An 11,866-nucleotide genomic window follows, 5' to 3' on the forward strand; every position below is an offset into this window, starting at 1 on the left:
CCGGGCAGGTTCTGCATTGAAACATCCGGCCCCCCTGCTATAGTGTGTTCTAATGTTCACTAGACGCTGACTCAATGAGTCTGCGAAAAAGACCAGCCACGCACAGCTTCCGGGCAGATTTGATTTTGGGATGTGCCATGACAGACGTCACTTGCAGCCAAGCCGTCCGCCAAACGCACTCAAAGCCAGGTTTTGACGGATCGCCCCGGATCTGTCTGCGTTTGCCCTTAATTCTGAAACAGGAACATCCGTAATGGCCAAAGCCAAGCCTTCCAAAAAAGCAAATTCTTCAGAAGAACGATCCAGCGGCATTTTGCAAAATGCTCTAGGTCAGATCGAGAAGAGCTTCGGGGAAGGTGCGATCATGCGCCTGTCCGATCAGCCGGCCGGTGCTGTGGACGGAATTTCGACAGGAGCGCTCTCGCTGGACCTGGCACTTGGGGGCTCAGGCTTTCCTCGCGGCCGCATCATTGAACTTTTCGGCCCAGAATCGAGCGGTAAAACGACCCTCGCGCTGCACGCCGTCGCTGACGCCCAGCGGTCAGGCGGAATCGCCGCCTTCATCGACGCTGAACACGCTCTGGACCCAGCGTGGGCCAAGAAGCTGGGAGTCAACCTGGAAGACTTGCTGGTGAGCCAGCCGAGCTACGGTGAAGAAGGTCTGCAGATTGCAGAAATGCTGATCAAGTCCAACGCTGTGGACATCATCATTGTGGACTCGGTGGCAGCTCTGGTTCCGAAGGCGGAACTGGATGGGGAAATTGGTGACAAGCACGTCGGACTACAGGCCCGCATGATGAGCCAGGCGATGCGTAAGCTGACCGGGGTGATCGCCAAAGCCAAGACGACCGTCATCTTCATCAACCAGATCCGTGAGAAGATCGGGGTCATGTTCGGCAGCCCGGAAACGACTCCCGGTGGCCGCGCCCTGAAGTTCTACAGCTCGTGCCGCGTCGATGTTCGCAGAATCGCCACATTGAAAGATGGCGAAGAGACAATTGGCATTCGCATGAAGGCCAAAGTGGTGAAGAACAAGGTCGCACCTCCATTCCGCGTGGCTGAGTTCGACATGCTCGGGGCACGGGGGATCAGCCTGGAAGGGGACGTTCTCGACATGGCCGTCGCGACCCACATCGTCCAGAAGAGCGGCGCATGGTTCAACTACGGTGAGATGCGGCTGGGACAGGGGCGTGAGAAGGCCCGGCAGCACCTGGAAGAGAATCCGGAATTGCTGAAGGAAATCAAGGACAAACTGCTGGCAGCCAAAGACCTGATCAAAGGAGCTAGCGGAGGAGCGGACGACTAGTCAGAATAAGTACCGTGAGACATCTGTCGGCAGGGCGGCGCCAGCCCTGCCCGGCAGAGAAACGGTGATCGGTCAACTGCCATCTCACATTCGCCTTGAAAGTCATGCGTCATCCCTCAATGATCCAGGACGTCCGGCAAATGGTGACTGACAACATTGATCCACAAAAAGACTCGGGACACTGACATGACTCCGCGGGAAGTGCTGGCGCTCTGCCGTCAAAATGAAATCCAGGCGATTGACCTTCGGTTCATGGATTTTCCGGGGACGCAGAAACATTTCACGATCCCTTCGGCTGTTTTGACGGAAAAAAGCTTCGAAGAAGGACTGACGTTCGACGGCTCTTCGATTCGTGGCTGGCAGGCGATCAACGAGAGCGACATGCTCGTCGTTCCGCAGTCGGACACTGCCATGGTCGACCCCTTCATGAAGTCGACCCTCTCGATGACCTGCAATGTGCAGGACCCAATTACCCGTAAAGACTACGCCCGCGATCCACGGAACGTCGCCCGCAAGGCGGAAGCCTACATGCGTTCCACCGGCATTGCCGAAGTTGCCAACTTCGGTCTGGAGCCGGAGTTCTTCGTCTTCGATGACGTCCGGTTCGACCAGAACGAACACGAAGGCTACTACCACATCGACAGCATGGAAGGGGAATGGAATCGCGGATCGAGCCAGCAGGCCCCCAACCGCGGCGTCCGGATCCGTCGCCGCGAAGGCTATTTTTCCATGCCCCCGGGGGACACGCTGCAGGATCTTCGTACCGAAATCATGCTGACCTGTCAGGCGTGCGGCGTCGACATTGAAGGCCAGCATCACGAAGTCGCCACCGCCGGACAATGTGAAGTCGATCTCAAGTTCGCCTCTCTGCTCACCGCTGCCGATCGCCTGCTGCGGTTCAAGTACATCGCCCGCAACGTGGCAGCCCGGTATGGCAAAACAGCCACATTCATGGCAAAACCGCTCTGGAACGAGAACGGTTCCGGGCTGCACATGCATTTTTCGCTGTGGAAGCAGGGTCAGACGTTATTCGCAGGCTCCGGGTACGGTGGCCTGAGTGAACTGGCGATGCACGCTCTGGGGGGGATCCTCAAGCACACTCCCGCCCTCTCCGCGTTCTGCTGCCCTACGACCAACAGCTACAAGCGAACCGTGCCCGGCTTCGATGCCCCCGTCAACCTGACCTACAGTTTCAGAAACCGGTCGGCCGCTGTCCGCATTCCGGTCCACGCCTCCTCCGCCGATACGAAGCGGTTTGAATACCGCTTCCCGGACCCGACCTGCAATCCATATCTCGCCATGTCGGCGGTTCTCATGGCAGCGATCGACGGTATCCAGAATCGCATCGACCCCGGTCCTCCGCTGGACAAAGACATTTACGACCTGACCCCGGAAGAACTCGCGGACTACCCGAAAGTTCCCGAATCGCTGGGAGATGCCCTGCAGGCACTGCGGGACGACAACGAATTCCTGCTCCGCGGGGACGTCTTCACCGAAGACGTGATCGACACCTGGATCTGGTACAAGCAGACCCACGAAGTCAACGCCCTACGAGAACGCCCGCACCCCTGGGAATTCGCGATGTACTACGACTCGTGATGTGAGCGGCGCGTTCAATTCGAGACGCTGTTCGCAAAAGAGTCGCGACCACGCGATCGTGCATCTCCGAACCGATCTTCCCGCGGTTGTAGCACCGACTCGACCTCAGGAGTTGTGACTTCGTGAGGTTCAATCAGCTGGCGGATGCTTCCCGTACAACAGCCGCGGTGAAGCCGACGAGGTTGCCTTGTTCGCGGCGGACTTTCTTCAGGACATCCAGGCGGCCGGCGTCTGTGCAGAGTTCATCAAACGAGACGCTCACCTCTTCGCCCAGATTGTTCAGGTGGACTTCCGCCACCTTCACCGCTTCTTCCAGCTGCCCGCACCGGACCAGCAGGTCGACCAGAACGTAGGCGTAGATCGGTTTGTCCTGGGCATCGGGTTCCGCTTCCAGCTGACTGCGGAAGTACTTCAGCCCGGCATCACGCTGACGGTTCAAAAGCACATGAAAGAAATGGACGTGTGCAGGGTAAACATCGCCGAAGGGGGGATCGCCTGCATACTGCAGCGACTTGTCCAGCTTCGTCCCGTACTGAGCCAGTTGCAGTGCCATTTCCAGCTCTTCCGCAGGACTTTCGATCGAGCGGGCAAATCGGATAATCGAAGCCAGATGCGAGACGTCTGCGTGGTAGCTGCCGTTTTCAAACAGCCAGTCCCGGCCGGCAATCAGTTTTTCGAGTGACTGATTCGGCGGAAGCATCGGGATGCGTTGTTCAACGTGCCGCTGCACCGACTCACGCAGCTCGTTGTACAACTCGCGAACCATGATCTTCGCACACTCAACCCGCTGTGGCTGAGTCAACTCAGGGAGCGTTTGATCCAGTGCGGTAATGGTGCTGCAGAGTCCATGTCCGTTGATCATCCACCGGACCCCTTTGGCGGGGTTCACCCCTTGGTGCAGGGCAATCTGAACCATTCGGTCCAGCTGCTGGTAGTCGGAGATTTCGTCAGGAAGCTCGTTCAGGGCCTGCGCGACCTTTTCAGGCTCGCGGACCACTTTGAAGTACATCCAGGCGTTCAGAATGTCGCCATCGGCCAGAAAACCTTCCCCCGCTTCCCGGGCAGCCAGCAGGTAGGTCTCCTCAATACTCTTTCGATGGACTTCCGGCACATCCTGCAGGCTCGTGGGGCGACTCAGCGGCAGCCCGAGGGCATGCTTCTTCTGCAACATTCTGGCATCAAACAAGTTGTGCCATTCTTTCTGCTCACGAAGTGTGGCCACCAGTTGCTCGAGTGCCGCAGCTGCTCCTTGTTCGTTCCGGATTTTTTCAATCTGTTCGAAGGGATTCATGAGGAAAAATGGGCTGAAGGAGCGATGCCGGGGGATTTGGTGGCGGCTGGGTGTATCGAATTTGCCGATACTATCGTAGCGTCTGAGTCGCTCAAAGTATCTGCAGACGCGAGTTTGTCTCCTTGATCTCTTCTCTCTTTTTCGCAGCAAAGCGGCTGGTATCAGTCGTCCAGAATGTGATAAAGTGCGGGATTCCCCTTTCCGGAGCGATTTTGCGTAAAGATCGTAAAACGTTTCAGAACAGGGCAGGGGGATCGGTATTCTGCGACCGGCAGTTGGATTCGATTTCGGATCCAGGCTGCTGAACTTCGTGATGGAAGTGATGGAAACTGATCACTCAAACAAAAATGGTCCGGCGTCTTCAGAGTGCATCGTGTGATGCGCTTGCGCGGGAACATTCAACACTGACTTCTTGGATGGCGACTGTTCTGCGTTGGAATGGCTCGCGGCGAGATGTCGCCAATTCGGCAAAACAAGGTTTCTAATGGTCAATCGTAACCTGCTTCGGGAATTTCAAGTTGATGACGCTGAGCTCGACGCTGCAATGGGCGGGGAGATCGCGGACTGGATTTCGAGTGAAGACGACAAGATGGATCGCGTTTACGAACGCACCAGCAGTCCATTCGACTCCAATCAGCTTGTGCACGGTAAAGTTCTCAGCATTGAAGGTGATGAAGTCCTCGTCGACATCGGCTACAAGAGCGAGGGAATGGTCTCGCTGAATGAGTGGGCCGAAGACGAAGAGAAGCCCAAAGTCGGGGATACGATTGAAGTCCTGCTCGAAGAAATCGAAGACGATTTCGGGCTGGTGCTCCTCTCCAAGCGCAAGGCCGACCGCCAGAAGGACTGGGACTGGGTCGTGGGCCGCTACGGCGAAGGAGATACCATCAAGGGGATGGTCGTTCGCAAGATCAAGGGTGGTCTGCTGGTCAACATCGGCGAATCGGTCTCGACGTCCGGCCAGCGCGGCGTGAACGTGTTCCTGCCTGCCAGCCAGGTGGACGTGCGTCGTCCTGCCGACATCGGCGAATTCGTCGGCAATGCCATTGAGTGCATGATTCTGAAGATCGACGACACCCGCAAGAACATCGTCGTTTCACGCCGTCGCCTGATCGAAGAACAGCGCGCCGAAATGAAGCGCAAGCTGATGTCCGAGATCACCGAAAACCAGGTCCGCAAAGGGATCGTCAAGAACATCGCCGACTTCGGTGCGTTCGTCGACCTGGGGGGCATCGACGGTCTGCTCCACATTACCGACATGAGCTGGGGCCGTATCAATCATCCGTCCGAGATGGTCAAGATCGACGACGAAATCGAAGTCATGATCCTGAATGTGGATCGCGACAAAGAAAAGATCGCTCTGGGTCTCAAGCAGAAGTTCGCCAGCCCGTGGGACAACGTCGCCGAGAAGTATCCGGTCGGCTCCCGCGTCAAGGGCGAAGTGGTCAATGTCATGACCTATGGTGCCTTCGTCAAACTCGAAGACGGCATCGAAGGTCTGGTCCACATCAGCGAAATGTCCTGGACCCGCCGCCTGAATCACCCCAGCGAAATGGTGGCGATCGGCGACGAAGTCGAAGTGGTGGTGCTGGGCATCAACACCGACAAGCAGGAAATCTCGCTGGGCATGAAGCAGACTCAGCCCAACCCATGGGACAACGTCACCGACAAGTACCCCGTCGGCAAGCACGTCAAGGGAACCGTCCGCAACCTCACCAACTACGGTGCCTTCATCGAACTCGAAGAAGGTGTGGATGGTCTGCTGCACGTCAGCGACATGTCCTGGACTCGCAAAATTTCGCACGCCAGCGAAATGCTCAAGAAGGGTGATGAAATCGAATGCGTCGTCGTCTCTGTCGACGAAGAACGCAAGCGGATCGCCCTGGGACTCAAGCAGCTTGACGACGATCCGTGGGAAACCACAATCCCCGCCCGCTTCCAGCCAGGTTCCATTGTCAAAGGCAAGGTCACGAAGATCACCAACTTCGGCGTCTTCGTCGAACTCGACAAGGAACTGGAAGGACTGCTGCACGTTTCGGAACTGACCGGCGGCGACAACACCAAGACCGCTGAAGGAATCGTGAACGTCGGCGACGAGATCGACGTCAAGATTCTGCGAGTCGATACCGCTGATCGCAAGATCGGTCTGTCGATGAAGCTGGATGCGGAAATTCCGCAGGATCAGGACTCCGGCTCAGGCAGCTCCGGTGGCGAAAGCGCTCCGCGCGAACTCAAGGGGGGAACCGCTGGAGCTTCGGGTCCGCTGTTCTCACTGGGTGGGGATAACAACGAGTAATTCCGCAGAATTCCTTTCACGCCTCGCGTGAAAGGGCCTGTAGATGAAGATCTGAACGGGACCGCGTGAACAACGCGGTCCCGTTTCTTTTTGATGATGCACCGCCCGTGCTCGTTGATCCCGAATGAACGGCGGATCCCAACCGTTCATCAGACGGCGCCGGTATTCAGCTGGCCGTTGAAACGCGGCCGCCGGGGGCGAGTTCTGGTCGGAAGATCTGTTCGACGAGTCCATTGCGGGCGATGATTCCCAGCGTCTCGCCCCGTTGCTGGACCACGCCATAGCTGGCGTCGCTGACCTGCAGGCGATGCAGCACTTCCAGCTTGCTCGTCTGGTGGCCAAAGACAGGCATCGGATGGATGAGTGGGAGCGCCCTTTCTGTCGTCAGCAGCTCCGCGACGAAAGCGTATCCGTACCAGCTCGACTCATCCTGTCCGCGATAGACAGCCACCGCTGAAACCCCGAACTTCCTTGCGAAGTCGAGCATCTCATTGCGGGTCGAGCGATCGGACACTCCGAGCACTCGATTGGAGGGAATCATCGAGGACATGAGAGACTGCGGCGCGAGCTGCAACAGTCCATTGGCAAGCCGACTCTGCAGATCCGTCAGTACACCTTCGCGACGACCATGCTGCATCAGCTGCAGAAGGCGGTTTCGTCCCATCTGGATATCCGGAACGGGATCGGAGTGCCCCTGCAGACGCTCGAAGAGTCGAATCAGCTGCATGATCGGCCAGCTGACGGGCAGAAAGAGCAGATAGCAGATGTGGAACCAGCGGATTTCCCGCTTCAGAGACGAATACGGAATCTGGTAATAGACGCTCTTGGGAAGCAGTTCACCGAACTGAAAGATGAACGGAGCGAGTACCAGGGTGGCGGCCACTTCTAGCGCTTCGGTCGTCTGACCAAAGAGCAGCACCATGGAACTGCTGACCGCCCCCGAACAAAGGTAGTTGGCAACGTTGTTGCCGATCAGGCATGTGCCGACGAAGTAGGCGGGGCGACTGGTGAACCAGAGAAGTCGTGCTGCCTTTCGATCGCCAGCACGGCTGTCGATGTTCAGGCGGGGGAGGCTGAGCCGGTAGAAGCCGGTTTCGGATCCGCTGAAGAATGCGCTCATGCGGATTCCCCCCAGCAACATCACGATCGCCAAAACACCTTGCAGCCAGTCCGGCATGATGTGGAACAATCAGGCACGATGATGCGAAATCAACGTGCCTGATTGAATCGTTCTCCTTGATGAAGGTCAATCGGTCAGGCTTTGAAGGCCCGCTGGAGTTCTTCCAGCGACGTGTTTCCTTCGACGACCGCGCGCAGGCCATCGGACTGATACGATTGCATTTTCTCTGCCCGGGCCGCGGAGCGAATCGCTTTGGCGTCCCCTTGAGCCAGGACCACTTTCCGCACCCCTTCGGTCATCTCGATGACTTCCAGCAGGGACATTTTCCCGAAGTACCCCAGTCCGTTGCAGGTCTCGCAGAAAGCAGCGGTATCACTGTTTTCCTCGTCTTCCTTCGCCTGAGTCCCTTCGACTGCCGGACGATAAAGAACGCGAGTTTCAGGGGGGAGCCCGATCTTCTTCAGCAACGTCGGATTCGGCCGATAGGCCCGACGGCACTTCTTGCACAGCTGCCGGATGAACATCTGACTGACCACCAGCTTGAGCTGCTCGGCCACCAGCTGGGGCTTCTTCGTCATCTGCACCAGCCGAAAGATGGCGTCGGCGGAATCCCGTGCATGCATGTCGGAGATGATCGCAGCCTTACTGGAAAACTCCAGTGCGGCCAGGGCTTTCGCGGGATCGTCGATCGGTTCAATTGTCAGAACGTCGGCGTCTTCACGCAGAGCCCGCTGCATGGTCTTGGTGAGGTCGTCACCGGGAAGAGCTTCGAACATTTTCACATAGGAAAGTTCGCGTCCTCCGAACATGTCCAGGCAGTAGATCGAGTACTGATAGGCGTCGGTACACCGCATCAGACCGATCTTCAGAGTCGTGAGTCCGGAAAACGGGGGGCCTGCAGCCAGGACGAGACCCGATTTCTCGGCCCCCAGCGCCCGCACCTTCTCGATCAGCGAGTCCGAGAAGCCCAGCTCTTTAGGTTTCTCAATGAGTGCCTTGGGATCATAGGCCCGAAGAATCAGGCGTTCGGCTCCCCCTTCAACAGGCTGCGAATTGATCCGCAGCTCGTACACCTTTCCTTTGTACTCCGCTTTAATTGCCCCCGCCTGCGGCTTGCCTCGAACTTTAATATCGAGACCAGCCAGCAGCTTCAGCATCTGGCTGATGGCCAGGCCCTGCTGCGCTGGCAGCCGGGTGGGGGCCATCGGGGCACTGTCGACGTAGACGGTCGAAGCAACCACCTGCCCTTTGGGATCGAGCTTGATCATATCGGCCCGGGTGGCCAGCGCATCGCTGACCATCTGTTTGGTAGGAACCAGTCCCGCCTGAACGAGCCGAGGATTCGCGGAGAGATCGGGGTTATTCCCATTCATCGCCCCCTGGAAAAGGACGAGTTCTTCCTCTTCATCCTCTTCCTTCTCGACCTTGGGCTTTCCTTTTGACGCACCACGTCCGAATCCGAAGATCACAGTTGAATCCTGAAAAGATACCCGCAGAGATATAATTTGCCCGGAATCGGCATTTTGACAAAGCCGGTCGGAAAATGACAGTCATTGCAGGCGAAGAACAACGAGTTAGCCACACACTTCAGGTGTGTGACAAAACGCGTCGATCACGATTTGAACCGATGTCTGATCGGGAGCCGTTCAGCCGGCGGCTGCGGATTCCAGAGAGAGGCGATTGGTCAGCTTCACCTTGAGATTGCGCTCACCACGGGCGTTGTAAAAATGCACCACGTTCTGGTCGGCGGCCCAGATCGCTCCCAGACGAATGGAACGCAGCCCCTGCAGCGAGAATTCAATGCCGCAGAGTTTGTCTTTGACAAACAATGCTTTTCGCTGCGTGTGAAACTGCTCGGCCAGAAGGTTCTCGGACTCACACAACTCGGCATGTACGAAAGCGTGCAGCTCTTCGAGAGTTTCAACTGAGGATTCGCGTTCAATCATGGAGCGGATTCAAATCTCATCGTGAGGCGGTGTCGGCCCCACATGCAGGAGCGTTGCAGACAGAGAGTGTGACAATCACGGAGTATTCGGGATCGTCACAGCGGGATCTTTCATCGACGTGCTGTTGCCAAACAGACTGCCGAAAAGATCCAGGGCGTTCCCACCGGGTCCCATGATTTTCAGCATCCCGCCGGTGCCGCCATTCCCCTGAAGATGACCATCCCGCACGATCCTGGCGGAGGGGTTGGCCATGGGAGGAGCGGTTTCCGAATCCCAGACCCGGATAAACTCCGACCGGCAGCCGATGATCACTTCGTAGACACCGGTTTGAAGTCCGGAGACGCGGAAGTTCCCCTGGGCATCAGTGATTCCGGAAGCGACCTCTTTTCCGGCCTGACGGATGCTGGCCCGGACATCCTTGATTCCCGCCCCACTCGCGTTGACGTATTTTCCAAACAGAGTCGATTCAGACAGCATCACATCGCGTCCGAACGCTTCATCCGATTGCTTCTTCACACGGTCATTCGCACGACCTGTCAACTGTGGCAACAGGGCGCTGATCAGAACGACACTGACTGTCAATTGTCGGGATCTGGTCATGGAAGTGGTTCGCGAAAAGGTCTCAACGGTTTGGCCGCATCAAAAAATCGGCCTTCCGACAGACGTGACTGCTGCAAGTCACGAGGGTGCGGAATTCTCGACCTATTTGAACACGGCGACACCGTCATATTCGATTCAATCGGTAAATTCCGTCCCGGCCATAAGGGTGATTTTATCCACCTGCAAAAGTGCAGGTTGTTCGCAACTGGCAGAAACCGGGGCAAGAGTCCGATGCCACCGGCGAAAGTTGCCGATTGTCTCTTTGGACGGCCGCCGGACAGAGCAAGAAATTCGACGCGACAACACTATTAAAGAGTGCTGTGCAGAGCGAAGCGGGGTGAAGAGTCGGCAGCCTCACGAACAGGATGTTCCGAATATGCATGATGTGCATGAAGTGCAGGCTGGGAAAACTGGGTTTTTCGCACAACATGCACGCTGCCACATTGAAACATGTGGTAGCGTTGCAACATACGCAATCCCGTTCAATTTGCCACGGAACCTCCGCGCACATGAGCTCCCTCAGCCTTCCCACGATCATTCTGATTCTTGCCGTCTCCGCGTTCACCGCTGCAGCGGCGTTTATGGATTTTCGCACGAAGCGGATTCCCAATAAGCTCACCCTGCCGATGTTCTTCGCCGGCTGGGTCTACCAGCTGGGAATGTCGATCGCCTACGGATGGGAACATCTGGGGTCGGCGGCACTGGGCTTCCTCGTCGGCTTCGGACTGTTGTTCGTGCTCTGGTTCATCGGAGGAGGGGGCGGTGGAGACGTCAAGCTGATGGGCGCTCTCAGCGTCTGGCTCGGTTTTCAGATGACGCTGGCAGTCCTCTTCGTCAGCACCCTGTTTGTGCTGGCAGCGACAAGCTTTGTTGTCGTACGAACCATTATCAAACAAGGGCTCGGGCGCACCCGCGAAAAATATCTGGCGACAGGCAAGACCAAGGCTGGTCAACCGGTCGTTGTCGAAACCCGTGACGACAAGATGCGTCGGCGCGTAATGGCCTACGCCGGTCCGGTCGCAGTGGCGACCTGGATGGTGCTGTTCTGGAACGTGCCTCGTATTGAACGGGAACTGCACGCCGAATCGACCGCTCACACCCCGGCCGTGGAGAGTGTGCAATGAGATTCCGCGGCGAATTCCGGAGGAGCAGGCCATCCCGGCGTCGCGGGGTGATGAGCATGGAACTGGTGTTCACGCTCCCGATCCTGTTCGTCCTGCTGCTGGGGATCTTTGAGTTTTCATTTTTGATGTACGCGCGCAGCGACGTCGTTCAGGCGTCCCGGGCGGGAGCCCGACTGGCAGCCCTGAATGGAGTCTGGCCGGAAGACGTGCAGTCTGAGGTCGGCAGGGCGCTCGCAGGGAAATATCAGTCCACATACAAAGTCCAGTCGACGCTGGGAAAGTATCCGGGAGATGAAGTCATTGTCACCGTGCGTGTGCCGATGTCTGCAGCCGCCCCCAATCTGCTCTGGCCACTGGGGTACAACCTGGTCGGTCGGGATCTGATTGCGGAAACCCGGATGCTGAAGGAATAGAGAAGCAGGAGAGTGGGTGGTTGGCAGTTGGTAATGGGCAGGAAAATACGAAACATCAGGAGTCTCTTCCTACCCACTGCCAACGAGTCCCTACCAACTTCAAAAGCAGTTCATCAAGACGAAATCAAGTTGCCATCAGTCGGCTGGTAAGTCCTCTCCGCAGGAGCCTGC

General features: G+C 57.2%; 11 protein-coding genes. 5 read left to right on the top strand and 6 right to left on the bottom strand.

Features of this window, described 5'->3' with window-relative positions:
• Nucleotides 1-147: 147 nt before the first annotated feature.
• Entirely contained in the window at nt 148-312 is a 165-nt protein-coding gene (locus tag SH661x_RS19010) for a hypothetical protein (RefSeq protein ID WP_437231246.1), read from the bottom strand.
• Here SH661x_RS19010 and recA point away from each other — a divergent pair.
• Together recA and glnA are read left to right on the top strand one after the other, a co-directional pair.
• Entirely contained in the window at nt 254-1,306 is a 1,053-nt protein-coding gene (recA, locus tag SH661x_RS19015) for a recombinase RecA (protein ID WP_437224831.1), read from the top strand. The two genes, SH661x_RS19010 and recA, sit on opposite strands and share 59 nt — an antisense overlap.
• A gap of 186 nt (nt 1,307-1,492) precedes the next feature.
• Nucleotides 1,493-2,905 (top strand): type I glutamate--ammonia ligase, encoded by a 1,413-nt coding sequence (glnA, locus tag SH661x_RS19020; RefSeq protein ID WP_437224834.1) that lies wholly within the window; start codon nt 1,493-1,495, stop codon nt 2,903-2,905.
• Between the two features lie 133 nt (nt 2,906-3,038).
• Here glnA and SH661x_RS19025 read toward each other — a convergent pair whose 3' ends face one another.
• The gene (locus SH661x_RS19025) at nt 3,039-4,196 is read right to left on the bottom strand and encodes a hypothetical protein (protein WP_437224837.1); all 1,158 of its coding nucleotides are present in this window, start codon (nt 4,194-4,196) and stop codon (nt 3,039-3,041) included.
• 484 nt (nt 4,197-4,680) lie between these two features.
• On the opposite strand from SH661x_RS19025, the gene SH661x_RS19030 reads away from it, so the two are divergent.
• Nucleotides 4,681-6,492 carry a 30S ribosomal protein S1 gene (locus SH661x_RS19030; protein WP_437224839.1) on the top strand — a complete coding sequence of 604 codons (1,812 nt, stop codon included), beginning with the start codon at nt 4,681-4,683 and terminating at the stop codon, nt 6,490-6,492.
• 166 nt (nt 6,493-6,658) lie between these two features.
• On the opposite strand, the gene SH661x_RS19035 is transcribed toward SH661x_RS19030, so the two are convergent.
• The 4 genes from SH661x_RS19035 to SH661x_RS19050 all read right to left on the bottom strand — a co-directional run bounded on the left by SH661x_RS19035 (nt 6,659) and on the right by SH661x_RS19050 (nt 10,158).
• A complete protein-coding gene (locus tag SH661x_RS19035) occupies nt 6,659-7,669 on the bottom strand; it encodes a CNNM domain-containing protein (RefSeq protein WP_437224842.1) in 1,011 nt (336 codons plus the stop codon).
• A gap of 77 nt (nt 7,670-7,746) precedes the next feature.
• The gene (locus SH661x_RS19040) at nt 7,747-9,081 is read right to left on the bottom strand and encodes an ATPase, T2SS/T4P/T4SS family (protein WP_437224845.1); all 1,335 of its coding nucleotides are present in this window, start codon (nt 9,079-9,081) and stop codon (nt 7,747-7,749) included.
• 177 nt (nt 9,082-9,258) lie between these two features.
• A complete protein-coding gene (locus tag SH661x_RS19045; protein ID WP_437224847.1) occupies nt 9,259-9,558 on the bottom strand; it encodes a hypothetical protein in 300 nt (99 codons plus the stop codon).
• 75 nt (nt 9,559-9,633) lie between these two features.
• A complete protein-coding gene (locus SH661x_RS19050) occupies nt 9,634-10,158 on the bottom strand; it encodes a carboxypeptidase-like regulatory domain-containing protein (RefSeq protein ID WP_437224850.1) in 525 nt (174 codons plus the stop codon).
• 509 nt (nt 10,159-10,667) lie between these two features.
• Between SH661x_RS19050 and SH661x_RS19055 the strand changes: the two genes are divergently transcribed.
• Together SH661x_RS19055 and SH661x_RS19060 are read left to right on the top strand one after the other, a co-directional pair.
• Nucleotides 10,668-11,282 carry a prepilin peptidase gene (locus SH661x_RS19055; RefSeq protein WP_437224852.1) on the top strand — a complete coding sequence of 205 codons (615 nt, stop codon included), beginning with the start codon at nt 10,668-10,670 and terminating at the stop codon, nt 11,280-11,282.
• Between the two features lie 56 nt (nt 11,283-11,338).
• Nucleotides 11,339-11,695 carry a TadE family protein gene (locus SH661x_RS19060; protein ID WP_437224855.1) on the top strand — a complete coding sequence of 119 codons (357 nt, stop codon included), beginning with the start codon at nt 11,339-11,341 and terminating at the stop codon, nt 11,693-11,695.
• Nucleotides 11,696-11,866: the final 171 nt, after the last annotated feature.

This window comes from Planctomicrobium stercoris (assembly GCF_051465655.1).
GTDB lineage: Bacteria > Planctomycetota > Planctomycetia > Planctomycetales > Planctomycetaceae > Planctomicrobium.